Consider the following 25,562-nt stretch of genomic DNA (forward strand, 5'->3'; position numbering starts at 1 on the left):
CGGGAGTTAGATGAGGGTGGTCTTGTAGTACCGCTTGACGTGATCGGTCAGCTGGTAGCCGCCGCCGTTCTCCGGCGGGGGTTTGAGTTCGGGAACCGCCACGGTGGGCGGCTGGGCGCCGGGCAGGAGGCTCGCGGCCGCGGCGAGAGCCCCCGCGGTTCCCGCGCCGGCGAACAGCGTCCGGCGCGAAAGCGTGGCTTTTGGTTGGCTCATGGTGTGTCTCCTGGCGCCCGTTAGGAATTGAACTGCATATCCTTGGACGAATGTAGCCTGCGCACCAGCCTTGTGCAAGCATGCAAACACCGGTGTGTTCGCCGCGTCGCAATCTGCGACGGCCGCGCGCCGCATGCTGCAACGCACCATGCTCGGCGCGTTCAAACGAACGTTCAATCGAGCATGTCGAAGCCCTGCGCCTCGACGCCCATGAACGCGCGCGTGAACGCCGCGAGCGCCGCATAGAAGCGCGCGCGCGGGTGCGCCGCCAGCGCGTCGCACATGGCCGTGGCCCAGGGCTGCACGTGCGCGGCGAAGAACTCCTGCTGGCGCGCGAGGTTGCACACTTCCACCTCGTCGCCCGCGATGAGGTAGCGCATGACCTCGCACAGGTAGGCGATGTGGTCCTCGGTCTCGGGCATCTCGTCGCCGCGCGCGAGCCCGAGCGACGCGAGGTCGGTGCGCAGCTTCGCGAGCGGCCGCTCGTTGAGGAAGCCGCTCAGGTAGTGCGAGCCGAAGAGGTAGACGTCGGGCTTGCCCACGCCGCCGAAGAGCGCGTCGTATTCGCGCGCGATCTCCTCGTCGCCCATCGCCCGCGCGGCGGCAACGACGCCGCGCCAGGGCTCCTCGAGGAACCCGCCGGCGGCCGGCGCCTCGGTCACCGCCACGCGCAGGTCCGCGAGCAGCGCGGGTTCGGGCGGTGCATAAAACAACAGCGCGAGCAGGCCGTAGACCTCGGCCCGCGCGGTTTCCTCGTCCAGCGCCGACGACTGCGGCGGCGAACGGCCGGTCTGCGCGCTGTTCATAGGTCGGTGATCTTCGTTTCGTCGGTGCTCGAATGGATGTCGATCACCCGGCAGTCGCCGCACATCTTCAGGCGCTCGAGCGCCGCGCCCTGGAACATCGAGTGGCCCGCAAGCTTGCCCAGCATGGCCTCGATCGCCTTGAGCGTGCCAAAAGGCTTGCCGCAGCGGATGCAGCCATAGGGCTGCGTTTCGTTGAGCACGCGTGGCTCCTTGCGCTGCGGCGTGGTGAGCAGGCGCGGCACGAGCGTGATCGCGTCCTCCGGGCACGTCTGCTCGCACAGGCCGCACTGCACGCAGTTTTTCTCGACCATGCGCAGCTGCGGCAACTGCGGGTTGTCCAGCAGCGCGTTCGACGGGCAGGCGCCGACGCAGCTCAGGCAGAGCGTGCACTTGTCCTTGTCCACTTCTATCGCGCCGAAGGGCGAGCCGGCCGCGGGCAGGGCGATCGCATCCGCGCGCTGAGGCGCATGCTCGACCAGGTGGTCGATCGCCAGTTCGAGCGTCGCGCGCTTTTCCTGTGCCAGCGCGAAGCGCGCAGGCGTGGCCACGGCGCGCGGCCGGTGGGCCGCGAGCTGGACGAGTTCCTGGTCGAGCGCGGGCACCGTGCGCGCCTGGATGAGGCGAAAGTGCGACCCGGCATAGCCCAGGCCATTGAGGATCGCATCCGCCACATCCATCTGCGCGCGCAGCGCCTGCAGGTACTGCGGCGCTTCCTCGCCTGCCGCGAGCACCGCGACTTGCGTCGCGCCCAGCGCGATGGCGGACAGCCAGACGTCCAGGCCGATGCTGGCCGTGTGCCACACCGGCACGGGAATGACATGCGCGGGGACACCGGCGGCGCGCTTGAGCTGCGCGGCGCGGCCCAGCGCCTCGACGAGTTCGCGGCCCTTCTCGTGGCTGTGCAACAGGACCACGGCGTCGCGTCCGCCGGCCTTCGCGTAGGTGCCGAGCAAGGTCCGCAGCTTGTCGCCCTGCTCGCCCGCGCGTGGATAGGCGAAGGTAAGCGCACCGGTAGGGCATACGGTGGTGCACGCGCCGCAACCGACGCACAGGTTCGGGTTGACCTTGACCTGCTGGCGCGACTTCTCGCTGGAGATCGCCTCGGCCGAACACACGTCGATGCACGCGTTGCAGCCCACCGTTTCGTTGCGGCTGTGCGCGCAGAGCTTTTGCTTGTACTGGAAGAACTTCGGCTTCTCGAATTCGCCGACCAGGCCGCGCAGTTCGAGGAGCGTGGACAGGCTGCGCGGATCGGCGGGATCGGGAACATGGAAATAGCCCTGCGGCGGCGCGTGCTGCCGGAACGCCGCTTCGGCGCGCAGGTCCAGCACGAGGTGGAAGGCTTCGCTGAAGGCCTGCGCGGGTCGGTCGAAATCGATCGCGCCGGCCGCTTCGCACACCTGGACGCAGGCGCGGTGCGACGTGCACTTGTCCATGTCGACCTGGTAGTCCAGGCCGATCGCCTGCTCCGGGCAGGCGACGACGCAGGCGTTGCAGCGCGTGCACAGGTCGAGGTCGATCGCGTTGTCGCGTGTCCACTTCAACTCGAAGGCGCCGAGCCAGCCCGCCAGCGCGTCGATGCGCCCGCCCAGCACGGGGTACCTGCGCTCCTGCGCGCCGGCGCCGCCCTGCGTGAAGAGCGTGATGTCGAGCACGTCCGCCAGCATGGCGGCGGCACGTTCGGCATCGTCGAGTTCGCCGATGATCACGAGGCGGCCCGCGCTTTTGTAGGTGACGACGGGGACGGGTTCCGGCTCGGGCAGGTGCGCCGCGGCGAGCAACGCCGCGATCTTGGGCATGGCCTTGGGCGCATCCGCGCTCCAGCCACCGGTTTCGCGGATGTTGACGAAGCGGATCGGGGACACGGCGCCCTCGGTGTTCCCGCCCAGCTCGGCGAAGAGCCGCTTTTCCTGGGTGCAGGCGACGACGACGTCGCCGCCGCTCCTGATCGCGCTCTGGAAGTCGCCGGCTTCGCGCCGGCACAGGCTGCTATGCAGCGTCAGGTTCTCGCCCAGTGCCGCGCCCAGGGTCTTCTCCTGCAGCGGCATGGTCTTGTTGCAATCGCAAATCAGCGTCGGCATGTGTGTCGGGGCCCTCGGGTACTGCTGGGGGTGCCGGATCCGACTGTGCCACGGATTGCCCGGTGGGGTCATCGGCAACATCCCGGGTCTGCGGCGCTGCGGCGGCTTCGTCCTGCTTGTCTTCGTCGGCGAAGAATCCGAGGAATTTCGCGCTCGCGAGCTGGCGCAGCATGGATTCGGGCATGGGGTCCGGCTGGGAATAGTCGCCGGTGTAGATGTCCAGGCCGTCCATCACGTTGTAGCGCGGATCGGCGAAGAGCTTCTTCATCGCCGCGTTCTTCACTTCGGGCGCGACCTCGCGCGTCGCGAAACGGCGGAAGTCGGAATCGGGGGTGAGGGAATGGGCTTCTTCGAGGGTGGGCGGCGGCGGTGGGGGCGGGGGCGGGTCCCCGGCGAGCAAAGCGGCCGGCTCGCTCCCTGTCCCGCTGGCGGGAGCGGGTCGGGGTGAGGCCGGGGAGATTTCCGCCACCGGCTCAGGAGGCACCTCCCTGCCCTCCTTCACCTCGAGCTTGCGCCGCGACCACCGGCCCAGAAATCCGTCACTCATGGCCGCCCCCGCCGAACTTCTTCTCCGTCGTGACGGACGCCGGGTTCCCGAACCGGTCCTCCAGCCGTTTGAAACTCTCGGGCCGCTTGCGCCGCTTGGGTTCGACGATGTGGTGCTCTTCGACGTAGGCGCGCAACCACTCGATGACTTCGGGCGGCGCCGGCACCTGCTCGACGGTCTCCTGGGCGTCGAGCCAGCGGCCCGCGTCGTGATAGCTCAGCGACACCGCGGCGGGCCGCGCGAAGGGCTCTTCGCCCTCCCGCGGTTCGTCCATGCGCCACAGGACGAACCAGCAAGGATGGTCCGTGGTGGCGTTCAGGTAATAGCCTTCCGCGTCGTCACGGAACAGCTCGACGGTGAAGCCCGGATGCAGCCATTGCTCGGCGTCGTCGTCCCTGCGCATCAGGCGCGCTTCGGTGCCGAAGCCCGCTTCCTGCGGCACGACGTCCTCGAGGATCCAGCGCCAGGGCTGCCAGCGGTTGTCCAGGCGTTCGCGCCGCATCACCACCGCGACTTCGATGCCCGGGCGCTCCACGATCAGGTGTCCTTGGAGATCGTGATCGACGGGAACTTCGCGGAGAAGTCCTTCGCCTTCGCGGCGATCTTGATCGCCATCTGCCGCGCCACCGCCTTGTAGATGCCCGCGAGCTCGCCGTCGGGGTCGGATACGACGGTGGGCTTGCCGCTGTCCGCCTGCACGCGGATTTTGATGTCCAGCGGCAAGGCGCCCAGGTAGTCCATGTTGTATTGCTCGGCCATGCGCTTGCCGCCACCCTCGCCGAAAATGTGCTCGGCGTGGCCGCAGTGGCTGCAGATGTGCACGGCCATGTTCTCGACGATGCCCAGGATCGGCACGCCGACCTTCTCGAACATCTTGATGCCCTTCTTGGCATCGAGCAGCGCGATGTCCTGCGGCGTGGTGACGATCACCGCGCCCGTCATCGGCACGCGTTGGGACAGCGTGAGCTGGATGTCTCCGGTGCCCGGCGGCAGGTCGACGATGAGGTAGTCGAGATCGCCCCAGTTGGTTTGCCGCAGCAGTTGCTCCAGCGCCTGCGTCGCCATCGGGCCGCGCCAGATCATGGCCTCGTCCTGGTTCACCAGGAAGCCGATCGACATGACCTGCACGCCGTAGTTCTCCATCGGCTCCATGGTCTTGCCATCGGACGATTCGGGCCGGCCCTCGATGCCCATCATCATGGGCTGGCTCGGGCCGTAGATGTCCGCGTCGAGCAGGCCGACCGCCGCGCCCTCGGCGGCGAGCGCCAGCGCGAGGTTGACGGCGGTCGTGCTCTTGCCGACACCGCCCTTGCCCGAGGCGACGGCAATGATGTTCTTGACGCCGGGCAGCAGCGCGACGCCGCGCTGCGCCGCGTGCGCGACGATGCGGCTCGTCACGTTCGCCGTGACGTTGCCGACGCCGGCCACGCCCTTGGCCGCGGCGACGAGCTGGTTGCGCAGCGCCGGGATCTGGCTCTTGGCGGGATAGCCGAGCTCGACGTCGAAGGAGACGTTCGCGCCGCTGACCTGCAGGTTCTTCAGCGCCTTGGTGCTGACGAAGTCCTTGCCCGTGTTGGGATCGATGACGGCCGCGAGGGCCTGGGATAACGCTTCTGGGGTGGGCATGGGAATGTGGGTGGATGCGGGTGCAGTGTAGCGATTGCCTTCAGGCAGAGCCGGCCCCGCTCCCGCAATCAACTGCGCTTGTCGTGGGGACTCACGAGCGTCACGCGGCCATCGCGCATGTAAACAAGGAACGTCCCTGTCTGGAGGGCGACCTTCCTGGCGCGCTCCGCAGCCCGGGTCATGGCGGCCATCGCGCCCTTCAAGGCCTCGTCGGCATTGGGTGGCACCCGGCCGTATGCGGGTTGGGGTTCGCGCAAGTCCTGGGGTTTGGCCATATGCATGTCGCTCCATTCAACCAGCACGAAGTCGTCGCTGGAGTTGTCGTAGAGATGCCACCGGTCCACCAGCGGCCGGTAGATCGTATCGAACAAGCGCCGGCCCGATTCGAACCTGCGCCTGATGGTGGGTTCGGGGATGTCATGCCCGCCCTGGCTCACCCGCTGTGCGACACGCTCTATCGCCTGCTCCGCAGACTCGAGGGCTAGGAAGTGCAGTTCGACGCGATAGCCCAGCTTGCGCCACTGGGGAATCTGCCTTGCATAGCCCTGGCCGGACAGAGTCGTTTCCAGCGCAAAGCTTTCGTGTCTCGCGACGTGCTGGCCGATCGACTCGAGCATCAGCCGCCCCGCCTGGATGGCCGCGCGTTCGGGGGCGAACGGCGACAGGCCCGCCGCGATCAGGTCTGCATTGATGAAGGAGGAGCAAGCCGCTTCGCCGGGCAGGAACTCGCGGGCAAAAGTCGTCTTGCCCGCGCCGTTGGGCCCCGCCACGATGATGATCTTCGGTTGTGCGCTCATGGGCCGCCATTATGCAGGGACGCTGTTTATTTTTACAGTGACTGGCGGCCACCCAACGCCCTTGCGCCCGGCGCTTCATCCCTGCCTCGCTAAAATGCGCGGTTCCCCTGGAAAAAACCCACATGCCTGCAGCACCGCGCCAGCTTTTCGTCACCACCGCCCTGCCGTACGCCAACGGCAAGTTCCACATCGGCCACATCATGGAATACATCCAGGCCGACATCTGGGTGCGGCACCAGCGGATGCAGGGCAGCCGGGTGCACTTCGTCTGCGCGGACGACGCGCACGGCGCGCCGATCATGATCGCGGCGGAGAAGGCGGGCAAGACGCCGCAGGCCTTCGTCGCGGAAATCGCGGCGGGCCGCAAGCCCTACCTCGACGGCTTCCACATCGCCTTCGACAACTGGAGCAGCACCGACAGCCCCGAGAACCACGATCTCGCGCAGCGGATCTACAAGGACCTGAAGGCCAACGGCCTCATCGCGAGCAAGACCATCGAGCAGTTCTTCGACCCCGAGAAGAACATGTTCCTGCCCGACCGCTTCATCAAGGGCGAGTGCCCGAACTGCCACGCGAAGGACCAGTACGGCGACAACTGCGAGGTGTGCAGCAAGGTCTACAGCCCGACCGACCTCATCAACCCGTACTCCGCGCTCTCCGGCGCGACGCCCGTGCTCCGGTCGTCCGAGCATTTCTTCTTCAAGCTGTCCGACCCGCGCTGCCTCGCCTTCCTGAAGGAATGGACCACGAGCGGCGCCGTGCAGCCCGAGGTGCTCAACAAGATCAGCGAATGGCTGGTCCCCGACGAGACGGGCAAGACGGCAATGGGCGACTGGGACATCAGCCGGGACGCCCCCTACTTCGGCATCGAAATCCCGGATGCGCCGGGCAAGTATTTCTACGTGTGGCTGGACGCGCCGGTCGGCTACCTCGCGTCGCTGAAAAACTACCTCGGCAGGATCGGTGTGGACTATGACAAGTTCATCGCCGACCCCCAGGTCGAGCAGTACCACTTCATCGGCAAGGACATCATCACCTTCCACACCCTCTTCTGGCCCGCGATGCTGCACTTCAGCGGCCGCAAGGTGCCGAACAAGGTGTTCGTGCACGGCTTCCTCACCGTGAACAACGGCGAGAAGATGAGCAAGAGCCGCGGGACCGGGCTCGATCCGCTCAAGTACCTGTCGCTCCACATGAACCCCGAGTGGCTGCGCTACTACCTGGCGGCCAAGCTCTCGGGCCGCAACGAGGACATCGACTTCAACCCCGAGGACTTCATGGCCCGGGTGAACAGCGACCTGATCGGCAAGTACGTGAACATCGCGAGCCGCGCGGTGAAGTTCGTGCCGGGCGGCAAGCTGGTCGCGAGCGATCTACCCCTGGATGCCGGCGCGGCGCTGGTGGAACAGGTTCGCGCGCTCTACGAATCGCGCGACTACGCGCGCGCCCTGCGCGAGATCATGGCCGTCGCCGACCAGGTGAACACGCAGTTCGACAGCGCGGCGCCGTGGAAGCTCGTGAAGGAAGGGCAAGCCGCGCAGGCGGCCGCCGTGGGCAGCTGGTGCCTGGAGATGTTCAAGGTGCTCACGGCGTGCCTGAAGCCGGTGTTGCCGGCGCTGGCTGCGCAGGCGGAAGCCTTTCTGCAATGCAAGCCGCTGGAGTGGGCCAATGCCGGCCAGCCGATGGGTGCGGGGCATGCCGTCGGGGATTACAAGCACTTGATGCAGCGGGTGGATGTGAAGCAGCTGGACGCGTTGTTCGAGGTGCAGGCGGAGGCGAACAGCCTGCCCCCACCCCAACCCTCGCCCAGTGGGGCAGGGAGCGAACTTCCCGGCGGCGACGAGATGGCGCCGGTCATCGGCATCGAGGACTTCACCAGGATCGACCTGCGCATCGCGAAGATCGTCAATTGCGAGGCCGTGGAGGGCTCGACCAAACTCCTGCGCCTCACGCTCGACGTGGGCGAAGGCAAGCTGCGCAACGTGTTCTCGGGCATCGCCTCGGCCTACAAGCCCGAAGACCTCGTCGGCAAGCTCACCGTGATGGTCGCGAACCTCGCGCCGCGCAAGATGAAGTTCGGCGTGAGCGAGGGCATGGTGCTCGCCGCGAGCCACGGCGATGAAAAGACGACGCCCGGCATCTTCGTGCTGTCGCCTTCGCCCGGCGCGCAACCGGGCATGCGGGTGCGCTAAGCTCGGCCTTGCGATGAAACGACTCCTGCTGCCCGCACTGGCCCTGTCCGGCGTCCTGGCCCTGTCCGGCTGCGCCGTGGTCGTGGTCACGGCCACCGCGGCCAGCCTCGCCGTGGACGCCGCGGTCGGCGCCGCCAAGCTCACCGGCAAGGCCGTGGGCGCGGCGGTCGATGTCGTCACGCCCTCCAGCAAGGAGTAGCCCCCGCGGCTAGCGATTCTCCGGCGCCTCCGGGTCGCGCTGGGTCGATGTGCGCATGACGCGCATGTCGGGGCCGAACCAGGCGGTGAAGATCATGGACGTGTTGGGCGGCTCCATGAAACGCCAGTCCCACGCGGTCTCGTTCTTCAACGCATACGGCACCTCCTTGGCGGGCCGTCCGAGCAAGCGGCGGACGTCCTGCGCCGGCATGCCCGGCACCACCTTCGCGAAATTGCCCGGGTTGAGCACCTGCCGCAGCGAGCTCATCCGGCCGTCGGGGCCGATGCCGATCATGTAATTCTGGTGGCCCGACGGCTGGCGGTTGTACTCGAAGATGCGCTCGCCACCCGCTCCGGGCCAGACGCCATCGGGGGCGCCGAACTTCGCGCGGACGTCCGCCTCGGTGGACACGCCCTCCTCCAGTTCGGCGATGCGCTGCGGGTCGCAGGCGGACAACAAGCAGGACGCGGCGACCAGCGCCAGCAGCTTCAAGACGATCTTCATGGGACGGGAAGTAAAATCATCGGAAAGGTTTCCAGTATGTCCTTCTTCCAACGCATCTTTCGCCGTCCCGACTACAACTCGGAAATCACCGACCTCATCTCCGGCATGAAGTCGGACAGCCCCGATCTCGAAGCGCGGCAGCGCGCGGGCCGGGCGATCTGGTGGGACAAAAACCTCGACCGGGACGCCCAGGCCGAGTTCCGCGACGCACGGGTGGCGCAAAAGCCCTACGTCTACTCCACCGAGAACAAATGAGCCATCCCGGCGAGGCGACGCTGCCCGAATCCGCGGCGCCCGGGGCCGGGGACATCCCGGGCATGCCGCAGGTGGTGGACCAGGTCGCGCTCGCGCGCCTGTACGGCGAGCCGCTCTTCGCCATGCCGACGGACCTGTACATCCCGCCGGATGCGCTGGAAGTCTTTCTCGAGGCCTTCGAGGGCCCGCTGGACCTGCTGCTCTACCTCATCCGCAAGCAGAACTTCAACATCCTCGACATCCCGATGGCCGGCGTGACCCGCCAGTACCTGGTGTACGTGGAGGAGATCCGCACGCGCAACCTCGAACTCGCCGCCGAATACCTGCTCATGGCCGCGATGCTGATCGAGATCAAGTCGCGCATGCTGCTGCCCCCGCGCAAGACGGCGGAAGGCCAGGAGCCCGAGGACCCGCGCGCGGAACTCGTGCGGCGCCTGCTCGAATACGAGCAGATGAAGCTCGCCGCCGCCCGCCTGAACGAAGTGCCGCAGATGGGCCGCGACGTGCTGCGCGCGCAGGTCTACATCGAGCAGGCGCTGCAGCCGCGCTTCCCCGACGTGAACGTGGTCGACCTGCAGGAGGCCTGGCGCGACATCGTCAAGCGCGCGAAGCTCGTGCAGCACCACAAGATCACGCGCGAGGAGCTGTCGGTGCGCGAGCACATGAGCATCGTGCTGCGCGCGCTGCAGGGACGCAAGTTCGTGGAGTTCGAGCACCTGTTCGACCCGTCGCGCGGCATCCAGGTGCTGATCGTCACCTTCATCGCGATGCTGGAGCTCGCGAAGGAAACGCTCATCGATGTGACGCAGGCCGAGGCCTACGCCCCCATCTACGTGCGGCTGGCCTACCAGCCTGCCTGACATGACCCCCATGCTTGCCACTTCGTGTGCTGCGCTGCCCCCCGAGGGGGCGCGGTCGCCTTGGGGCGGCCCGGCGGCGACCATCCAATGAAACCCACTTCCCTCGACTTCGATGTCCTCATCGTCGGCAGCGGCCTCGCCGGCCTGTCCGCCGCGCTGCACCTCGCGCCCACGCATCGCGTCGCGGTGCTCACCAAGCGCGAGATGCGCGACGGCTCCAGCAGCTGGGCGCAGGGCGGCATCGCGGCCGTGCTCGGCGAAGGCGACAGCTTCGCGTCGCACGTCGACGACACCCTGGTCGCGGGCGCGGGCCTGTCGCAGATCGACGCGACACGCTTCGTCGTCGAGCACGCGCCGGAGACCATCACCTGGCTGCGCCAGCTGGGGGTGCCCTTCTCGCAGGAGGACGGCCACCTGCACCTCACGCGGGAAGGCGGGCACAGCGCGCGGCGCATCGTGCACGTGACGGACGCCACCGGCGCCGCCGTGCAGCAGACGATGATCGAGCACGTGCGCCGCACGCCGAACATCACGGTGTTCGAGCACCACACCCTCGTGGACCTCATCACCACGAAGAAGCTCGGCCTGCCCGGCCCGGCGGCCTGCGTGGGCCTCTACGCGCTGGACGAGGCGACGGACGAGGTCATCACCTACCGCGCGCCGCAGACCATCCTCGCCACCGGCGGCGCGGGCAAGGTCTACCTGTACACGACGAACCCCGACACCTCCACCGGCGACGGCATCGCCGCCGCATGGCGCGCGGGCTGCCGGGTGACGAACATGGAGTTCATCCAGTTCCACCCGACCTGCCTGTACCACCCGAGCGTCAAGTCCTTCCTCATCACCGAGGCGGTGCGCGGCGAAGGCGGCAAGCTGCTGCTGCCGGACGGCACGCGCTTCATGCCCGCGCACGACGAACGCGCCGAACTCGCGCCGCGCGACGTCGTGGCCCGCGCGATCGACTTCGAGATGAAGAAGCACGGCCTGGACTGCGTGTACCTGGACATCTCGCACCAGCCGCCGGCATTCATCAAGGAACATTTCCCGACGATCTATGCGCGCTGCCTGGAGCTCGGCATCGACATCACGAAGCAGCCGATCCCCGTCGTTCCCGCCGCCCACTACACCTGCGGCGGCGTACACACGGACCTCGCGGGCCGCACCGACCTCGCGGGCCTGCATGCCATCGGCGAATGCGCCTACACGGGCCTGCACGGTGCAAATCGACTCGCGAGCAACTCGCTGGTCGAATGCATGGTGTTCGCCAACTCGGCGTCGCAGGACATCCGCGCGACGGCCTTGCCCGCGCCGCCTTCCGTGCCCGCGTGGGACGAGAGCCGCGTCACCGATGCCGACGAGGCCGTGGTGATCTCCCACAACTGGGACGAGCTGCGCCGCTTCATGTGGGACTATGTGGGCATCGTGCGCACCAACAAGCGTCTGGAGCGCGCCGCGCACCGCATCCGCCTGCTGCAGGAAGAGATTCAGGAGTTCTACGCGAACTTCCACGTGACGCGCGACCTGCTGGAGCTGCGCAACCTCGTGACGGTGGCCGACCTGATCGTGCGCTCCGCCCAGGCGCGCCACGAGAGCCGCGGCGGCCACTTCATCAAGGACTACCCGGAGCTCGCGGACGTCGCCAACCCGACCATCCTCACGCCGGGCGCGTGAGCGCCCGCGCGCTTGCGCGCATCCACCCGTTCAGGCCGCGCCGATGTTCGGCACCAGCGAGCCGGCCGGCTGGCCCGCCTTCAACGCGGCCGTGAACGCCAGCATGCGGTCGATCGGCACACGGGCGCGCAGGCCCAGCGCCGGGTCCACGTGCACCTCGTTCGCGCCGGTCTCCAGCACGTGCGCCAGCCCGGCCAAACCATTCATCGCCATCCACGGGCAATGCGCGCAGCTCTTGCAGGTCGCGCTGTTGCCCGCCGTCGGCGCTTCGATGAAGACCTTGTCCGGGTTCAACGTGCGCAGCTTGTGCATCATCCCGTTGTCGGTCGCGACGATGAATTCCTTCGCGTGCATGTCGCGTGCGGCTTTCAAGATGCCGGAGGTCGAACCCACCGCATCCGCGAGCGCGACCACGTCCGCGGGCGATTCCGGATGCACGAGCACCTTGGCTTTCGGGTACTGCTTCTTGAGCGCTTCCAGCTCGAAGGCCTTGAATTCGTCGTGCACGATGCACGAGCCGTTCCAGAACACCATGTCCGCGCCGGTTTCGCGCTGGATGTAGCCGCCCAGGTGCTTGTCCGGCGCCCAGAGGAGCTTGTGGCCCGCTTCCTTGAGCGCGCGCGCGATGTCCAGCGCGCAGCTCGATGTCACGAGCCAGTCCGAACGCGCCTTCACCGCCGCGCTGGTGTTCGCATACACGACCACCGTGCGGTCCGGATGCTGGTCGCAGAACGCGGAGAACTCGTCGATCGGGCAGCCCAGGTCGAGCGAGCAGGTCGCGTCCAGGTCCGGCATCAGCACGCGCTTTTCCGGGGACAGGATCTTGGAGGTCTCGCCCATGAACTTCACGCCCGACACGACCAGCGTCGTGGCCGGGTGGTCGCGGCCGAAGCGCGCCATCTCGAGCGAGTCGCTCACGATGCCGCCGGTTTCCTCCGCGAGGTCCTGCAGGTCGGGGTGCACGTAGTAGTGCGACACCATCACCGCGTTGCGCTCCTTGAGCAGCCGCTTGATCTTCTCCTTGAGCGCCACGCGCTCCGAGGGTGACGGCTCCGCGGGAATGCGCGCCCAGGCGTGCTTCGTGTCGCACGTGTTGCCCGGCAGCGGGTGTTCGTATTCGACGTCCTTGATCGGGATCACTGCACTCACGTCATAGCTCCTTCAGGCGCATCGAAAAATCGGTCGCCTTCACGTCCTTGGTCAACGCGCCGATGGAGATGCGGTCCACGCCCGTCTCGGCCAGCGCACGCACGCTGTCCATCGTCACGCCGCCGGAGATTTCCAGCACGGCGCGCGCATCGTTGATGCGCACGGCCTCGCGCAAGGTGGGCAGCTCCATGTTGTCCAGCAGGATCATCTTCGCGCCGGCATCGAGCGCTTCCTTCAGCTGGTCCAGCGTCTCGACTTCGATCTCGATGAAGCTCGCCTGCGCCGCGGCCGCCTGCGCGGCCTTCATCACCTGCGTGACGCCGCCCGCTGCCGCGATGTGGTTTTCCTTGATGAGCACGGCGTCGTACAGGCCGATGCGGTGGTTGGTGCCGCCGCCCATGCGCACCGCGTACTTCTGCGCCATGCGCAGGCCGGGCAGCGTCTTGCGCGTGTCCACGATGTGCGCGCGCGTGCCGCGCACCGCGTCCACGTAGGCTGCGGTCTTCGTCGCGACCGCGCTCATGAGCTGCAGGAAATTGAGCGCGGTGCGCTCGGCGGTGAGCAGGCCGCGCGCAGACCCCGTCACTTCCAGCACGACCTGGTCGGCCAGGCAACGCTGGCCCTCTCGCACCATCCAGTGGATCTCCGCCTCCGGCTCGACCTGGCGGATCGTGGCTTCGACCCAGGGCGCGCCGCAGATCACGGCGGATTCGCGCGCCAGCACGCGTGCAAGTGCCCGCCGGCCGGCGGGCACCAGCGCGGCGGTGAGGTCGGCCGCGCCGACGTCTTCCGCCAGCGCGCGCGCCGCGTCCTCCTGCGCCAGCCGCGCGAGCATTTCGGGTGTGAATTCGAGGGTTGCCTTCATGCCACCGAGCATAGCGGCATCGGGGCCGCGCCGCCGGTGCGCCGGCGCAATCCCGGCACGTCAGCGCGGACCGAGGCCGAGCTTGCGGATCAGGTCGGCATAGAGCGCCTGGGTGCGCTGCATGTGCGAGGCGAACTGCTCCTGCGTGCCGCCCACGGGCTCCTGCCCCGCATCGTGCATCGCCGCGGCGAGCGCGGGGTCATTGAGGGCATGGTTCGCGGCGGCGTTGAGGCGCTTCACCTCATCCGGGGGCGTGGCCGCGGGCACGAACAGGCCGATGAAGCCGTCCATGAGGAAGCCGGGCCATACATCCGGGAAGACCGGGTGCGTGCCCACGATCCCGGGAGACGATCCCGCGAGCACGCGCAGCTTTCCGGCCTCGACGAGTTTGACCGCCGACTCCGCGCTCACGAAGAGGATGTCCACGTGCCCGCCCAGCGTCGCCGTCACGGCCGGCGCCACGCCCGCGAACGGGATGGGGGTCACCTTGCCCCCCAGCCGGGCGCCGAGCTGCGTGCACGCGAGCGCCATCGGCCCCGGCGGTGCACCGCAGTTCAGGCCGCCGGGCCGGGAGGCGGCGGCGGAAGCCACATCGGCCGCGGATGCGATGCGCGATTCCGCGGGAACGACCAGCAGGTAGTTCGAGTACGACAGCTGCACGACCGGCCGCAGTTCGTCCACCGGCGAGAAGTTGACGCGGCGCGTAAGCGGCGCGAGCACGAGGGTCGAGCCGGCCAGCAGCACCGTGCGTCCGTCCGCGGGCGCACGCGCCACGGCTTCGGAGCCGATCATCGTTTCCGCGCCGGGCCGGTTGTCCACGACCCAGGTCTCGCCGCCGGGCGTCGACAGCTTCGTGGCGAGGCCCCGGGCCAGCATGTCCAGCGAGCCGCCGGCCGGCACGGGCACGACCAGGCGAACGGTGCGGTCCTGCGCATGCACCCCGCCTGCCAGCAGGGCCCACACCAGCGACGCGGCAACAGCCAGCTGCTTCATTGGACGGTACTCCCTTCACCGAAACGGATGTTCTTGCGCAGGCGTTCGCGCATGACCTTGCCGGCTTCGTTGCGCGGCAGCTTGTCGACCCGCACGATCGCGCGGGGGCGCCACGCGGCGCCCAGCTGGTCGCCGCAGCGCTGGACGATCGCCTCCTTGTCCACGGGTTCGCGCGCGGCCACGACCACCACGAGGATGTCCTTGTTGCGGGGGCCCGGCACCACGAGCACGGCGCACTCCGTCACCAGCGAGTCCTGCGCGACCACCGCTTCGACGCGACTCGCGTCGATCTTCGCGCCGGAGAGGTTGATGACATCGCTCTTGCGGCCCGACAGGTACACGCGCCCGTCTCGCGCCACCTTGCCGAAGTCGCCGCTGTAGAACCAGCCGCCACGGAAACCCTCTGCGTCCTCCCCGGCCTGCGCGCCGATGTAGCCGCTGGCCATGGTCGGCGAGCGCAGCCGCAGGCGGCCTGTCTTGCCTGCGGGAAGCGGCGCGCCGGCGTCGTCCACCGCCTGCAGTTCCATCCACGGAAGGAGCCGGCCAGCGCACTTCGGGTCGGTCTCCTGCAGCGCGGCATCCGCCACGGCGATGAGGCCCCCTTCGGACGATCCGTAATTGACGGTGAAGCCGGGGCACACATGGCGCCGCAGCGCCGCCTGCGTCGCGGGCGTGATGGCGCCGCCCCCGGACGCGAGCACGCGAAGGTGCTCCGTCGGCTCGGCATAGGGGGAGCCGGGCTTCGACGCCGCGTTTGCGAGATCGACTGCGGTGGAAGGCGTCGTGATCATCACGGTGATCCGCTCCCTTCGGAGGGTCTCGAAGATGTCGCGCGCGACCAGCGTTTCGGGCACGGTCACGGCCGCGCCCGCATAGAGCGGTCGCAACCAGTAGTGGAAGGCGAAGGGCATGCCCGCGCCCATGGCGATCAGCACCCGGTCCGTCGGGAAATTCGGATAGACGGTGCGCACGAGATGCGCACCGACGATGAGCGCGCCCGCGGTGAAGCCCATGGCTTTCGGCTGCCCGGTGGTGCCGGACGAAGTGCCGATGCGCCAAAGGGCATCCGGCGCCACATCGGCCATGCGCACACGGGGCGCGGCCTTGCGCTGGGCGTCGAGATCCTGGAGCGAGATGAGGGGGCAGGCCGTGCCCAGGCGCTGCGCGCGATCCGCCGGGAGGTTGTGCACGATGAACTTGACGCCGCAGGCACGCGCCAACTCTTCGCGGCCGTCACCCCGGTTGCCTTTGGGCAGCGCCACGGACACGGCGCCCAGGTAAGCCAGCGCGAGCGTGGCGACGATCATCGGGCGCGCACCGAAGACCTGCAGCTCGACGCGGTCGTCCTGCGAGATACCGGCGGCGGCGAGCTGCGACGCGAGCCAGGCCACCTGGCCCATGAGCTGGCCGTAGGTGAGTTCGCCGGGCGGTCCGATCCACGCCGGGCTGTCCGGATGGAACAGCGCATTGCGGCCGATGGCTTCGACGATATTCATCCTCGGGGGCTCCCTCCTGCGGTTGAGTTGATTATGGCGGGACAGTTTCGGCTCCGCGAGAATCACGGAATGGAAACCACTTATGCAACCCAGGCGCCCGACCGCCAGGCGGTGGACGCGATGCCGGGCGCCACCCTGCTCGAATTCGGCACCCCGTGGTGCGGCTGGTGCCGCGGTGCGCAGCCGGCGATTGCGACCGCGATGGCGTCGCACCCGAAGGTGCGCCACCTGAAGGTCGAAGACGGCAGCGGGCGGCCCCTGGGCAGGAGTTATCGCGTCAAGCTGTGGCCCACGCTCATCTTCCTGCGCGATGGCGTGGAGGTCTCGCGGCTCGTGCGGCCGGACGATGCCGGATCGATCGCGCAGGCGCTGGCGGCGATCGACGCCTAGCCTTCGCTTTCGGTACGCGCTTCGCGGCCCATCAGGTCCGCGACCGCGTCGGCCGGCGACAGCCGCCCGTCGAGCAAGGCGACGACCGACCGGGCGATGGGCATGTCGACGCCCAGCCGCTGTGCGCGCTGCACCACCGTGCGCGCGCAGTACACGCCTTCGGCGACATGGCCCAGCGACTGCAGCGCCTGCGGCAGGCTGTCGCCGCGCGCGAGCAGCAGGCCGATGCGGCGATTGCGGCTCAGGTCGCCCGTGGCGGTGAGCACGAGGTCGCCCAGGCCGGACAGCCCCATGAAAGTCTCGGCGCGCGCGCCAAGCGCGAGGCCGAGGCGGGTCATTTCGGCCAGGCCGCGCGTGATCAGCGCGGCACGCGCATTCAGGCCGAGCCCGAGTCCGTCGCACAGGCCCGTAGCGATCGCGAGGACGTTTTTCACCGCGCCGCCGATCTCGACGCCGGCGATGTCGTCGTTGCCGTAGACCCGCACCGACGGGCCGTGCACCGCCGCTACCAGCAGGTCGCGAACCTGCGCATGCTCGCTCGCGGCGACGAGCGCGGTCGGGCGGCCTTGCGCGACTTCCTGCGCGAAGCTCGGCCCGCTCAGCACACCCGCCATCAAACGGGGCGCGACCGCGGCGCGGATTTCGTGCCCCAGCAGGCCCGGCGAGCCGCCGGCCGGTTCCTCGAAACCCTTGCACAGCCACGCGACGGGTGCGGCGCACCCATCCAGGGCCGCCAGCACGCCGCGCAGGCCCGACATGGGCGTGGCGACGATCACAAGTTCATGGGTATCCGCGAGGGCGCGCAGCCCGCCGGCCGGCGTGGCGGCGATGGAAACGGACACCGGCAGGTCGATGCCGGGCAGGTAGCGTTCGTTACGCCGGCTCGCCGACAGGCCGGCGGCCTGCGCCGGATCGCGCGACCAGAGCGAGACCTCATGGCGCCCGGCGATGCTGACCGCCAGGGCGGTTCCCCATGCGCCGGCGCCGAGGATCGCGACCTTCATGACGGCAGGCGCCTTCCGAGCGGCGCTCAGGCCGTGGTGATGATCTGCGAGGGTTCGTTGGCGGCGGCCTGGTCCTGCGCGGCGCGCTGCTGCTCGTACATCATCTGGAAGTTGATCTCGGCCAGGTGCACGGGCGGGAAGCCGGCGCGCGTGACGAGGTCGGCGACGGTGGCGCGCAGGTACGGATAGACGATCTGCGGGCAGGCGATGCCCATGACCTGGTCCAGCTGGTCCTGCGGCAGGTTGCGGATCTCGAAGATGCCGGCCTGCTTGGCCTCGACGAGGAACATCGTCTTGTCCTTGATCTTGGTCGTGACCGTGGCGGTGACGCTGATCTCGAACACGCCTTCGGCGGCCTGCAGCGCTTCGACGCCGAGCTGGATGTCGACAGCGGGCTGTTCCTGCTCGATGAGGATGGCGGGCGAGTTGGGCTGCTCGATCGACGCTTCCTTCAGGTAGATGCGCTGGATCTGGAACACGGGGTCTTGCTGGTCGGCCATGATGGATTCTTTCGGGTCAATACAAAGGCCCGTCGGGTGTACCGAGCGGGCCGGATGGGAAGAGCGCGATTATCTCAGGACGCGGGAGGCGCCCCGCGCGGGGCGATCAGCCGCCGTTCAGGAGCGGGACGAGCCCGCCGCGGCTGTCCAACGCCACGAGTTCGTCGCAGCCGCCGACGTGCGTGTCGCCGATGAAGATCTGCGGCACGGTGCGCCGCCCGGTGATCTCCATCATCTTCATGCGTTCCTGCGGATTCATGTCGACGCGGATCTCGTCGATCTGGGTGACGCCCTTGGAGGCGAGGACTTGCTTGGCGCGAATGCAGTAGGGGCAAACGGCCGTCGTGTACATCTTGACTGGCTGCATGGGAGGAGGGCCTCAGGATTTCTCAACCGGCAGGTTAGCCTCTTTCCAGGATTTCAGGCCGCCCGCGAGCACTTGGGCCTGCTCGTAACCCAGTTTCTTGGCCGTGGCCAGCGCACGGTTGGCCCGCGCGCCGCTGGCGCACACCAGGATCAGCGGGACGGTCTTGTTCTTGACGACTTCGGGAAGCCGCTGCTCGAGCTGGCCCAGCGGCACGTTCTTCGCGCCGCCCACGTGGCCGGCGGCGAACTCTTCGGTTTCGCTCACGTCCACCACCACCGCGCGGTCGCGGTTGATCAGCTGGACGGCCGCGGCGCTGCCGATGCCCCCCGCGGTCGCGCCGGCGACCAGCGGCCACATCAGCATGCCGCCCGAGGCGATGGCCACCGACAGGAGCATCCAGTTATCGAGAATGAATTTCACGTCTTTCCTTGGGTTGAAGCCCGGCAAGGGCAACCTGCGATTCTAAAATGACGGCTGTCCCCGCACCTTCCCCCTCCCCTTTCCTTTCACTTCCCCGCCCATGCACAAACTCGTCCTGATCCGCCACGGCGAATCGACCTGGAACCTCGAAAACCGCTTCACCGGCTGGACTGACGTCGACCTGACGCCCACCGGGGTCGAGCAGGCGAAGGCCGCCGGCCGCCTGCTCAAGGCCGAGGGCTACGACTTCGACCTCTGCTACACGAGCGTGCTCAAGCGCGCGACCCGCACGCTGTGGCATTGCCTGGACGAGATGGACCGCACCTGGCTGCCCGTCGCCCATTCCTGGCGCCTGAACGAGCGGCACTACGGGGGCCTGCAGGGCCTGAACAAGGCCGAGACGGCCCGCAAGTACGGGGACGCGCAGGTGCTGGCCTGGCGGCGCAGCTACGACACCCCGCCGCCGCCGCTGGAGCCCGGCGACCCGCGCAGCGAGCGCGGCGACGTGCGCTACGCGAAGCTGGACCCGGCGCAGGTTCCCCTCACCGAGTGCCTGAAGGACACGGTGGCGCGCGTGCTGCCCTTCTGGAACGAGTCCATGTCGGCAGCGATCAAGTCCGGCCGGCGCGTGGTGGTGGCCGCCCATGGCAACTCGATCCGCGCGCTGGTGAAGTACCTGGACGGCATCTCCGATTCGGACATCGTCGGCCTGAACATCCCCAACGGGATCCCGCTGGTGTACGAACTCGACGAGCACCTGAAGCCCCTGCGCAGCTACTACCTCGGCGACGCGGAGGCCGCGGTCCGGGCGGCCGCGGCGGTCGCGCACCAAGGCAAGGCATGAATCGCCCTGCTGCGAGGCAGGTAAAGGCCGGGTAAATGGCGTGAGTTTTGCACGATTGGGACAAAGGGCCGGAACCCTTGCGCAATGGATGCGTCAGAACCCCTTCCCAGGTGTATATTTTCAGCAGTAGAGGACAGGATTCACTCCCCATGAGCCACAAACTCAAGACAGCCGGCTGGATTTCCGTAGGCGCATTGGCCGGCGCGCTGACGACGGTGTCGCTGCAGACGGTCGCGCGCGGCTCGCTCTCCCCGATGCCGCTGGAAGAAATGCAGCAGCTCGCGCAGGTCTTCGGCATCATCAAGACCGACTACGTGGAGCCGGTGGACGAGCGCAAGCTGATCCAGGACGCGATCGGCGGCATGGTGTCCAACCTCGACCCGCACTCGCAGTTCATGGACAAGAAGACCTTCAAGGAATTCCGCGAGAGCACGTCCGGCCGCTTCATCGGCGTGGGCATCGAAATCTCGCAGGAAGAAGGCCTCGTCAAGGTCGTCTCGCCCATCGAAGGCTCGCCCGCGTACCGCGCCGGCCTGAAGCCCAACGACCTGATCACCAAGATCGACGACACCGCGGTGAAGGGCCTGACGCTCAGCGACGCCGTCAAGCGCATGCGTGGCGAGCCGGGCACCAAGGTGATGCTCACCATCTACCGCAAGGACGAGAACCGCTCCTTCCCCGTCACCGTGACGCGCGAGGAAATCAAGACGCAATCGGTGCGCTCGAAGGTCGTGGAGCCGGGCTACGCGTGGATCCGCATCTCGCAGTTCCAGGAACGCACCGTCGACGACTTCGTGCGCAAGATCGAGGAAATCTACAAGGCCGAGCCGAACCTCAAGGGCCTCGTGCTGGACCTGCGCAACGACCCGGGCGGCCTGCTCGATGGCGCGATCGCCGTGTCCGCGGCCTTCCTGCCGGAGCGCGTGAACGTGGTGTCCACGAACGGCCAGCTGGCGGACAGCAAGTTCACCTACCTCGCCTCGCCGGAGTTCTACATGCGCCGCAGCGGCGCGGACCCGCTGCGCCGCCTGCCGGCCGCGCTGAAGAGCGTGCCGCTGGTGGTGCTGGTCAACGAAGGCTCGGCCTCCGCGAGCGAGATCGTCGCCGGCGCGCTGCAGGACTACCACCGCGGCATCGTGCTGGGCAGCCAGACCTTCGGCAAGGGCTCCGTGCAGACCGTGCGCTGCCTGGACCTCGCCTACCGCGGCGACAACTGCCCGACCAACGGCCTGAAGCTCACCACGGCCAAGTACTACACCCCCAGCGGCCGCTCGATCCAGGCCAAGGGCATCGTGCCGGACGTGATGGTGGACGAATTCGAGGAAGGCAACGTCTTCGCCGCGCTGCGCACCCGTGAAGCCGACCTGGACAAGCACCTGGTCGTCGGCGCGAACGACGCCAAGGACGCCGCGCGCGACAAGCTGCGCGAGGAAGCCCGCAAGAAGGCCGAAGAGGAAGCCAAGCGCCCCGCCGCCGAGCGCAAGGTCACCGAATTCGGTGGCGAGAAGGACTTCCAGCTCGTGCAGGCGCTGAACCAGCTCAAGGGCCGCCCGGTGCTGATCAGCAAGACGCAGATCGTCGAGAACAAGGCCGAGAAGACCAACTGATCTTCCGCCCTCCCTGGAAAAAGCCGGCAGCAGCCGGCTTTTTTCTTTCCGCGCCACAATCGCGGGCATGACGGACGAGCAGCTCCTGCGATATTCCCGCCACATCCTGCTCGACGAGATCGGGGTGGAGGGACAGGAGCGCATCGCCACCGGCCGCGCACTGGTGATCGGCGCGGGCGGGCTCGGGTCGCCCGTCGCGCTGTACCTCGGCAGCGCGGGCGTGGGCCGGATCACGCTGGTGGACCATGACACGGTGGACCTCACCAACCTGCAGCGGCAGATCGCGCACAACATGGCGCGCGTGGGCGCTTCGAAGGTCGAATCCGCACGCGAGGCGGTCGGGGCGATCAACCCCGAGGCCGTCGTATGCACCGTTCACGCACGCGCCGATGCGGCGCTGCTCGATGAGCTGGTGCCCGCCGCCGACGTCGTCATCGACTGCTGCGACAACTTCAAGACCCGCCACGCGATCAACGCGGCCTGCGTGAAGCACCGCAAGCCGCTGGTGTCGGGCGCGGCGATCCGCTTCGATGGCCAGTTGTCGGTGTACGACACGCGCGATGCGGCATCGCCGTGCTATGCCTGCGTGTTCCCGCCCGACGACGACTTCGAGGAGACACGCTGCGCGACCATGGGCGTGTTCGCGCCGCTGGTGGGCATCATCGGCGCCATGCAGGCGGCGGAGGCGCTGAAGCTGTTGTGCGGTGCCGGTGAATCGATGGCGGGGCGGCTGCAGATGCTGGATGGCAGGCGGATGGAATGGACGGAGATGCGGGTGCCGAGGAACGCGTCGTGCCCCGTCTGCGCGTCAGGGCGCTGAACCGGCGAGCGACTGCAGCTGCGCGGCCAGCGCGTCGGGAAGCTCGAGTCCATGCGCCGACGCCTTCTCATGCAGCGCAGCCCGCCTTTGCCCGGCGAGCCGCACGCCTTCATCGACGAGCATTTCCGCAACCAGTGCCTCCATCCGGTCGAAGTACACCTCGCTGCCCGCCAGCGCCGCCGGATCGACCAGCAGGAAGGCCTGCCCGATGCGCGGCGCATTGCCTTCGTCGACGAAGAAGGACGACGCCTCGAAGCCGAAGTTCGCGCCCGTGAGCGCCACCACCAGCAGTTCGACGATCAGCGCGAGCATGGAGCCCTTGGTGCTGCTCGCGGCCCCCACCGGGAGCATCGAGCCCTCCAGTCCCGCGCGTGGGTCCGTGGTGGGCTCGCCCTGCGCATCCAGGGCCCACCCGGGGGGAATGGACCGGCCTTCCTTCGCCGCGACCATGAGCTTGCCGCGCGCGACTTCCGAAAGCGACAGGTCGATGAGCAGGGGCGCATCGCTCCGGCGCGCAAACGCGGCCGCGACGGGGTTCGTTCCGAACACCGGATGACGCCCTCCCGCCGCCGGCATCGCCGCCGGCGAGTTGGCGAAGCCCAGCCCCACGAGTCCCGCGGCAACGGCCGGCCGCAGGTGATCGACCACCACCCCCGCATGATGGCTGGCCGTCACGCCGGCAAAGCACACGCCGAGTTCCTTCGCGATGGCGATGCCTTCGCGCACCGCGAGATCGCACGCGGGAAACGCGAGGCCCTGCTTCGCATCGACCAGCAGCGCGGCGCCTTTGCGACGGAGCACTTGCGCCATCGCCGCGCCGTCGGCCCGGCCATTGCGCAGGTGCGTCGCGTATTGCGCCACACGCGACAGGCCGTGCGAGGCGATGCCCTGCGCTTCGGCGAGCACGAGCGCCCTCGCCGTGCTCGCCGCCATCTGCTCGCCCGCGCCCGCGCGCCGCAGGGCCCGCCGCGCCAGGTCGGCGGCTTCGTCGAGGGACAGCCGCATGCTCACGCCGATTCGTACAGGCGCGTGAGCACGAACTCGCGGTGGCCGAGCGCCTCCGCCGCCGTGAGCCGCCCGTTCGCGGTGCGCAGCATGCATTCGAGTAGCCGGTCGCCGGCCTGGTCGAGGTTGATCTCCCGCTGCAGCAGGCCCGAGGTATCGACATCGATGTGCTCGCCCATCAGGCGCACCGTGCGCGGGTTGGCGCAGATCTTGATCACCGGCAGGATCGGGTTGCCGATCACGTTGCCCTGGCCGGTCGGGAAGAAGTGCACCGCATAACCGGAGGCCGCGCACAGCGTGACCATCTCGGCCGCCGCGCTCGACGAATCCATGAACCACAGGCCCGGATGCGCCGGCACCTCGGCCTTGTCGATCACGCCGTCCACCGTGCACTTGCGGCCGATCTTCTGGATGTTGCCCAGCGCCTTTTCCTCGATGGTCGTGAGGCCGCCCGCGATGTTGCCCTTGGTGGGCTGCGAGTCCGACAGGTCACTCGTCTTGTGGCGGTTGATGACCTCCTGGTAGCGGTCGAACATGAACATGAACTTCTCGCGCACCGCATCGTTCGCGCAACGCGCGGCGACGATGTGCTCGCCGCCCGTGAGCTCCGTCGTTTCGCCGAAGCACAGGTACGCGCCGAGCGGGTGCAGTTTGTCGAAGGCGTTGCCCACGGTGGGGTTCGCGCCGCAACCCGAGGTCGTGTCGGACTCGCCGCACTTGGTCGACACCCACAGCTCGGCGATGCCGCATCGCTCGCGCTGCTTTTCGCTCGCCCACTGCACATACTCACGCGCGGCCTTGCTCGCGCGCATGATGGTGTCGTGGTCCCCGTGGCCCTCGATGCCGAAGCCGGTGACGGGCTTGCCGGTCGCGGCGATGCCGTCGACCACCTTCTTCGTCCATCCCTCTTCGATGCCGATGACCACCACCGCCGCCACGTTGGGGTTGCAGCCGGTGCCGATCAACGTGCGGAAGTGCAGCTCGAGGTCAGCGCCGAATTGCAGCCGCCCGTACGGGTGCGGGATCGCCAGCGCGCCCTTGATGTTGTGCGCGACCGCTTCGGCGGCGGCGTTGGACAGGTCGTCGAGCGGCAGGACGATGACGTGGTTGCGCACGCCCACGCGGCCGTTCTCGCGGCGGTAGCCGAGGAAGGTGGTGTCGGAGTGGATGAGGGGCATGCCGTTCACCACCGCTTGGTCTTGATGTTGTGCACGTGCGCGTGCTGGCCGGCCTGGATGGGCGCGACGATGCGGCCCATGTCGATGCCGTACTTCACGGCCGTGTCGCCCACGGCCAGGTCTTTCAAGGCGATCTTGTGGCCGATCGGGATGTCCTGCCGCGCGGTGAGCGACACCGTGCGGTCGTCGTCCATCACCCAGCCGGTCAGCTCGGCGCCGGACTTCACGCCCTCCACCACGACGACGGCGACATTGTCGGCCGGGTCGTGCAAGACAAAATGGATCACGGTGTTCTCCTTCGACGGCACGAGTTTTGACGCCGCGGCCGGTACTGTCAATCAAGTCATATAGATGACTCGACGGCCTCGACTACACTGGCCGGATGAGCACGACGCCTCCTCCCCACGGCCTGCAGCCGCTTGCCGCGCTCGGCTCGGGGCCGCTGTACCGGGAAGCCAAGCGCGAGCTGCAGCGCCTCGTGGAAGGCGGCCGCTATGGCCCGGGCGACACGCTCCCGAGCGAGCCGGTGATCGCGCGCGCGCTGGGCGTGAGCATCGGCACGCTGCGCAAGGCGGTGGACGAGCTCGTGCACGAGAACGTGCTCGTGCGCCGGCAGGGCAAGGGCACGTTCGTCGCGCTGCACAACGACGCGCGGTTCATGTTCCAGTTCTTCCACGTCGAGCCGCGCGAGGAGTTTCCCGTCGCCGACGAATTGCGGGCGCGGGAATATCCGCAGGTCGAATGCGTGGGCTTCCTGCGCGCGCGGGCCGACGACACCGAGGCGTCCGCGCTGCGCATCAAGCCCGGCGACGCGGTCGTGCGGATCGACAACCGGCTGTCGCTGTCGGGCCGCGCGGTCGTCCATGACCACATCGCGATCGCCGCGCAGACCTTCAAGGGACTCACGGAAAAGCGCTTCCTCGAGCGGCCGAGCACGATCTACACGCTCTACCAGACGGACTACGGCATCACGGTGCTGCGCGCGCGGGAGCGTGCGCGCGCCACCGCCGCGGGCCGCGAGACCTCGCGCATCCTGGGCGTCGCGATGGGCGCGCCGGTGCTCGAAGTGCATCGCGTCGCGCTGACGTTCGGCGACAAACCCGTGGAATACCGTATCTCCACCGTCAACACGGCGAGCCACGACTACGTGAGCCTGCTCGCCAAGCGCTGACC

The 25,562-nt window shown here is 68.3% G+C and carries 29 protein-coding genes; 10 read left to right on the top strand and 19 right to left on the bottom strand.

What is annotated here, in order from left to right; translation table 11 throughout:
• Positions 1 to 6: 6 nt before the first annotated feature.
• The 7 genes from I5803_RS08695 to I5803_RS08725 all read right to left on the bottom strand — a co-directional run bounded on the left by I5803_RS08695 (position 7) and on the right by I5803_RS08725 (position 6,070).
• Positions 7 to 213 carry a formate dehydrogenase gene (locus I5803_RS08695; protein ID WP_196985974.1) on the bottom strand — a complete coding sequence of 69 codons (207 nt, stop codon included), beginning with the start codon at positions 211 to 213 and terminating at the stop codon, positions 7 to 9.
• Positions 214 to 386: 173 nt separating this feature from the next.
• Entirely contained in the window at positions 387 to 1,019 is a 633-nt protein-coding gene (locus tag I5803_RS08700) for a TorD/DmsD family molecular chaperone (RefSeq protein ID WP_196985975.1), read from the bottom strand.
• Positions 1,016 to 3,100 carry a 4Fe-4S binding protein gene (locus I5803_RS08705; protein WP_196985976.1) on the bottom strand — a complete coding sequence of 695 codons (2,085 nt, stop codon included), beginning with the start codon at positions 3,098 to 3,100 and terminating at the stop codon, positions 1,016 to 1,018. Before I5803_RS08705 ends, I5803_RS08700 begins: the two co-directional genes overlap by 4 nt.
• Complete coding sequence (locus I5803_RS08710; protein WP_196985977.1) at positions 3,009 to 3,647, bottom strand: DUF3306 domain-containing protein; 639 nt, start codon at positions 3,645 to 3,647, stop codon at positions 3,009 to 3,011. The genes I5803_RS08705 and I5803_RS08710 overlap by 92 nt, the downstream gene beginning before the upstream one ends.
• Complete coding sequence (locus tag I5803_RS08715) at positions 3,640 to 4,185, bottom strand: DUF3305 domain-containing protein (RefSeq protein ID WP_354001703.1); 546 nt, start codon at positions 4,183 to 4,185, stop codon at positions 3,640 to 3,642. The genes I5803_RS08710 and I5803_RS08715 overlap by 8 nt, the downstream gene beginning before the upstream one ends.
• Complete coding sequence (apbC, locus tag I5803_RS08720) at positions 4,185 to 5,273, bottom strand: iron-sulfur cluster carrier protein ApbC (RefSeq protein ID WP_196985978.1); 1,089 nt, start codon at positions 5,271 to 5,273, stop codon at positions 4,185 to 4,187. Before apbC ends, I5803_RS08715 begins: the two co-directional genes overlap by 1 nt.
• Before the next feature lie 68 nt (positions 5,274 to 5,341).
• Entirely contained in the window at positions 5,342 to 6,070 is a 729-nt protein-coding gene (locus I5803_RS08725) for an ATPase (protein ID WP_196985979.1), read from the bottom strand.
• Between the two features lie 122 nt (positions 6,071 to 6,192).
• Here I5803_RS08725 and metG point away from each other — a divergent pair, with 122 nt between their 5' ends.
• Both metG and I5803_RS08735 read left to right on the top strand, forming a co-directional pair.
• The gene (gene metG, locus I5803_RS08730; protein WP_196985980.1) at positions 6,193 to 8,262 is read left to right on the top strand and encodes a methionine--tRNA ligase; all 2,070 of its coding nucleotides are present in this window, start codon (positions 6,193 to 6,195) and stop codon (positions 8,260 to 8,262) included.
• A gap of 13 nt (positions 8,263 to 8,275) precedes the next feature.
• Entirely contained in the window at positions 8,276 to 8,461 is a 186-nt protein-coding gene (locus tag I5803_RS08735; protein WP_196985981.1) for a hypothetical protein, read from the top strand.
• 9 nt (positions 8,462 to 8,470) lie between these two features.
• On the opposite strand, the gene I5803_RS08740 is transcribed toward I5803_RS08735, so the two are convergent.
• A complete protein-coding gene (locus tag I5803_RS08740) occupies positions 8,471 to 8,965 on the bottom strand; it encodes an outer membrane protein assembly factor BamE (RefSeq protein ID WP_196985982.1) in 495 nt (164 codons plus the stop codon).
• A gap of 36 nt (positions 8,966 to 9,001) precedes the next feature.
• Between I5803_RS08740 and I5803_RS08745 the strand changes: the two genes are divergently transcribed.
• The 3 genes from I5803_RS08745 (at position 9,002) to nadB (ending at position 11,751) form a co-directional block, all read left to right on the top strand.
• On the top strand, positions 9,002 to 9,220 hold the full coding sequence (locus I5803_RS08745) for a DUF3460 family protein (protein WP_196985983.1): 219 nt from the start codon (positions 9,002 to 9,004) through the stop codon (positions 9,218 to 9,220).
• Entirely contained in the window at positions 9,217 to 10,080 is an 864-nt protein-coding gene (locus I5803_RS08750; RefSeq protein ID WP_196985984.1) for a segregation and condensation protein A, read from the top strand. The genes I5803_RS08745 and I5803_RS08750 overlap by 4 nt, the downstream gene beginning before the upstream one ends.
• 87 nt (positions 10,081 to 10,167) lie before the next feature.
• Positions 10,168 to 11,751 (top strand): L-aspartate oxidase, encoded by a 1,584-nt coding sequence (nadB, locus tag I5803_RS08755; protein ID WP_196985985.1) that lies wholly within the window; start codon positions 10,168 to 10,170, stop codon positions 11,749 to 11,751.
• 30 nt (positions 11,752 to 11,781) lie between these two features.
• Here nadB and nadA read toward each other — a convergent pair whose 3' ends face one another.
• The 4 genes from nadA to I5803_RS08775 are packed head-to-tail and all read right to left on the bottom strand — an operon-like array spanning position 11,782 to position 16,254.
• The gene (gene nadA, locus I5803_RS08760; protein ID WP_196985986.1) at positions 11,782 to 12,900 is read right to left on the bottom strand and encodes a quinolinate synthase NadA; all 1,119 of its coding nucleotides are present in this window, start codon (positions 12,898 to 12,900) and stop codon (positions 11,782 to 11,784) included.
• A 1-nt stretch (position 12,901) separates the two neighbouring features.
• Positions 12,902 to 13,765 carry a carboxylating nicotinate-nucleotide diphosphorylase gene (nadC, locus tag I5803_RS08765; protein WP_196985987.1) on the bottom strand — a complete coding sequence of 288 codons (864 nt, stop codon included), beginning with the start codon at positions 13,763 to 13,765 and terminating at the stop codon, positions 12,902 to 12,904.
• A 60-nt stretch (positions 13,766 to 13,825) separates the two neighbouring features.
• Positions 13,826 to 14,758: a Bug family tripartite tricarboxylate transporter substrate binding protein gene (locus I5803_RS08770; RefSeq protein ID WP_196985988.1), complete on the bottom strand. Its 933-nt coding sequence runs from the start codon at positions 14,756 to 14,758 to the stop codon at positions 13,826 to 13,828.
• Entirely contained in the window at positions 14,755 to 16,254 is a 1,500-nt protein-coding gene (locus I5803_RS08775) for a class I adenylate-forming enzyme family protein (RefSeq protein ID WP_196985989.1), read from the bottom strand. The genes I5803_RS08770 and I5803_RS08775 overlap by 4 nt, the downstream gene beginning before the upstream one ends.
• A gap of 69 nt (positions 16,255 to 16,323) precedes the next feature.
• Between I5803_RS08775 and I5803_RS08780 the strand changes: the two genes are divergently transcribed.
• The gene (locus I5803_RS08780; protein WP_196985990.1) at positions 16,324 to 16,644 is read left to right on the top strand and encodes a thioredoxin family protein; all 321 of its coding nucleotides are present in this window, start codon (positions 16,324 to 16,326) and stop codon (positions 16,642 to 16,644) included.
• On the opposite strand, the gene I5803_RS08785 is transcribed toward I5803_RS08780, so the two are convergent.
• The 4 genes from I5803_RS08785 to I5803_RS08800 form a co-directional block, all read right to left on the bottom strand.
• Complete coding sequence (locus I5803_RS08785) at positions 16,641 to 17,648, bottom strand: NAD(P)H-dependent glycerol-3-phosphate dehydrogenase (protein ID WP_196985991.1); 1,008 nt, start codon at positions 17,646 to 17,648, stop codon at positions 16,641 to 16,643. The genes I5803_RS08780 and I5803_RS08785 overlap by 4 nt on opposite strands.
• A 26-nt stretch (positions 17,649 to 17,674) precedes the next feature.
• The gene (secB, locus tag I5803_RS08790; protein WP_196985992.1) at positions 17,675 to 18,148 is read right to left on the bottom strand and encodes a protein-export chaperone SecB; all 474 of its coding nucleotides are present in this window, start codon (positions 18,146 to 18,148) and stop codon (positions 17,675 to 17,677) included.
• Between the two features lie 106 nt (positions 18,149 to 18,254).
• On the bottom strand, positions 18,255 to 18,515 hold the full coding sequence (grxC, locus tag I5803_RS08795) for a glutaredoxin 3 (RefSeq protein WP_196985993.1): 261 nt from the start codon (positions 18,513 to 18,515) through the stop codon (positions 18,255 to 18,257).
• A gap of 12 nt (positions 18,516 to 18,527) precedes the next feature.
• Entirely contained in the window at positions 18,528 to 18,935 is a 408-nt protein-coding gene (locus I5803_RS08800) for a rhodanese-like domain-containing protein (protein WP_196985994.1), read from the bottom strand.
• A gap of 100 nt (positions 18,936 to 19,035) precedes the next feature.
• On the opposite strand from I5803_RS08800, the gene gpmA reads away from it, so the two are divergent.
• The 3 genes from gpmA (at position 19,036) to I5803_RS08815 (ending at position 22,206) form a co-directional block, all read left to right on the top strand.
• Positions 19,036 to 19,779 carry a 2,3-diphosphoglycerate-dependent phosphoglycerate mutase gene (gene gpmA, locus I5803_RS08805; RefSeq protein ID WP_196985995.1) on the top strand — a complete coding sequence of 248 codons (744 nt, stop codon included), beginning with the start codon at positions 19,036 to 19,038 and terminating at the stop codon, positions 19,777 to 19,779.
• Positions 19,780 to 19,928: 149 nt separating this feature from the next.
• Positions 19,929 to 21,386 carry a S41 family peptidase gene (locus I5803_RS08810; RefSeq protein ID WP_196985996.1) on the top strand — a complete coding sequence of 486 codons (1,458 nt, stop codon included), beginning with the start codon at positions 19,929 to 19,931 and terminating at the stop codon, positions 21,384 to 21,386.
• A gap of 67 nt (positions 21,387 to 21,453) precedes the next feature.
• Positions 21,454 to 22,206 carry a HesA/MoeB/ThiF family protein gene (locus I5803_RS08815; RefSeq protein WP_196985997.1) on the top strand — a complete coding sequence of 251 codons (753 nt, stop codon included), beginning with the start codon at positions 21,454 to 21,456 and terminating at the stop codon, positions 22,204 to 22,206.
• Here I5803_RS08815 and I5803_RS08820 read toward each other — a convergent pair.
• From I5803_RS08820 to I5803_RS08830, 3 genes are read right to left on the bottom strand one after another with little or no spacing between them, the layout of a single operon-like run.
• Positions 22,195 to 23,211, bottom strand: coding sequence for an Ldh family oxidoreductase (locus tag I5803_RS08820; protein ID WP_196988509.1), 1,017 nt, complete (start codon positions 23,209 to 23,211; stop codon positions 22,195 to 22,197). The two genes, I5803_RS08815 and I5803_RS08820, sit on opposite strands and share 12 nt — an antisense overlap.
• A 2-nt stretch (positions 23,212 to 23,213) precedes the next feature.
• On the bottom strand, positions 23,214 to 24,389 hold the full coding sequence (locus I5803_RS08825; protein WP_196985998.1) for a UxaA family hydrolase: 1,176 nt from the start codon (positions 24,387 to 24,389) through the stop codon (positions 23,214 to 23,216).
• 5 nt (positions 24,390 to 24,394) lie between these two features.
• Positions 24,395 to 24,676 (bottom strand): UxaA family hydrolase, encoded by a 282-nt coding sequence (locus I5803_RS08830; RefSeq protein ID WP_196985999.1) that lies wholly within the window; start codon positions 24,674 to 24,676, stop codon positions 24,395 to 24,397.
• A 95-nt stretch (positions 24,677 to 24,771) separates the two neighbouring features.
• On the opposite strand from I5803_RS08830, the gene I5803_RS08835 reads away from it, so the two are divergent.
• Positions 24,772 to 25,560 carry a GntR family transcriptional regulator gene (locus I5803_RS08835; protein WP_196986000.1) on the top strand — a complete coding sequence of 263 codons (789 nt, stop codon included), beginning with the start codon at positions 24,772 to 24,774 and terminating at the stop codon, positions 25,558 to 25,560.
• Positions 25,561 to 25,562 lie beyond the last annotated feature (2 nt).

This window comes from Caenimonas aquaedulcis (genome assembly GCF_015831345.1).
Lineage (GTDB): Bacteria > Pseudomonadota > Gammaproteobacteria > Burkholderiales > Burkholderiaceae_C > Ramlibacter > Ramlibacter aquaedulcis.

Coding starts and splice junctions, on each gene's coding strand:
- I5803_RS08725 (WP_196985979.1), bottom strand. CDS start 6,070: ATGAGCGCACAACCGAAGATCATCATCGTGGCGGGGCCCAACGGCGCG.
- I5803_RS08740 (WP_196985982.1), bottom strand. CDS start 8,965: ATGAAGATCGTCTTGAAGCTGCTGGCGCTGGTCGCCGCGTCCTGCTTG.
- I5803_RS08815 (WP_196985997.1), top strand. CDS start 21,454: ATGACGGACGAGCAGCTCCTGCGATATTCCCGCCACATCCTGCTCGAC.
- apbC (WP_196985978.1), bottom strand. CDS start 5,273: ATGCCCACCCCAGAAGCGTTATCCCAGGCCCTCGCGGCCGTCATCGAT.
- I5803_RS08710 (WP_196985977.1), bottom strand. CDS start 3,647: ATGAGTGACGGATTTCTGGGCCGGTGGTCGCGGCGCAAGCTCGAGGTG.
- I5803_RS08750 (WP_196985984.1), top strand. CDS start 9,217: ATGAGCCATCCCGGCGAGGCGACGCTGCCCGAATCCGCGGCGCCCGGG.
- metG (WP_196985980.1), top strand. CDS start 6,193: ATGCCTGCAGCACCGCGCCAGCTTTTCGTCACCACCGCCCTGCCGTAC.
- I5803_RS08780 (WP_196985990.1), top strand. CDS start 16,324: ATGGAAACCACTTATGCAACCCAGGCGCCCGACCGCCAGGCGGTGGAC.
- gpmA (WP_196985995.1), top strand. CDS start 19,036: ATGCACAAACTCGTCCTGATCCGCCACGGCGAATCGACCTGGAACCTC.
- I5803_RS08785 (WP_196985991.1), bottom strand. CDS start 17,648: ATGAAGGTCGCGATCCTCGGCGCCGGCGCATGGGGAACCGCCCTGGCG.
- secB (WP_196985992.1), bottom strand. CDS start 18,148: ATGGCCGACCAGCAAGACCCCGTGTTCCAGATCCAGCGCATCTACCTG.
- I5803_RS08820 (WP_196988509.1), bottom strand. CDS start 23,211: ATGCGGCTGTCCCTCGACGAAGCCGCCGACCTGGCGCGGCGGGCCCTG.
- I5803_RS08775 (WP_196985989.1), bottom strand. CDS start 16,254: ATGAATATCGTCGAAGCCATCGGCCGCAATGCGCTGTTCCATCCGGAC.
- I5803_RS08835 (WP_196986000.1), top strand. CDS start 24,772: ATGAGCACGACGCCTCCTCCCCACGGCCTGCAGCCGCTTGCCGCGCTC.
- I5803_RS08695 (WP_196985974.1), bottom strand. CDS start 213: ATGAGCCAACCAAAAGCCACGCTTTCGCGCCGGACGCTGTTCGCCGGC.
- I5803_RS08705 (WP_196985976.1), bottom strand. CDS start 3,100: ATGCCGACGCTGATTTGCGATTGCAACAAGACCATGCCGCTGCAGGAG.
- I5803_RS08745 (WP_196985983.1), top strand. CDS start 9,002: ATGTCCTTCTTCCAACGCATCTTTCGCCGTCCCGACTACAACTCGGAA.
- I5803_RS08810 (WP_196985996.1), top strand. CDS start 19,929: ATGAGCCACAAACTCAAGACAGCCGGCTGGATTTCCGTAGGCGCATTG.
- I5803_RS08770 (WP_196985988.1), bottom strand. CDS start 14,758: ATGAAGCAGCTGGCTGTTGCCGCGTCGCTGGTGTGGGCCCTGCTGGCA.
- I5803_RS08735 (WP_196985981.1), top strand. CDS start 8,276: ATGAAACGACTCCTGCTGCCCGCACTGGCCCTGTCCGGCGTCCTGGCC.
- grxC (WP_196985993.1), bottom strand. CDS start 18,515: ATGCAGCCAGTCAAGATGTACACGACGGCCGTTTGCCCCTACTGCATT.
- nadB (WP_196985985.1), top strand. CDS start 10,168: ATGAAACCCACTTCCCTCGACTTCGATGTCCTCATCGTCGGCAGCGGC.
- I5803_RS08700 (WP_196985975.1), bottom strand. CDS start 1,019: ATGAACAGCGCGCAGACCGGCCGTTCGCCGCCGCAGTCGTCGGCGCTG.
- nadC (WP_196985987.1), bottom strand. CDS start 13,765: ATGAAGGCAACCCTCGAATTCACACCCGAAATGCTCGCGCGGCTGGCG.
- I5803_RS08825 (WP_196985998.1), bottom strand. CDS start 24,389: ATGCCCCTCATCCACTCCGACACCACCTTCCTCGGCTACCGCCGCGAG.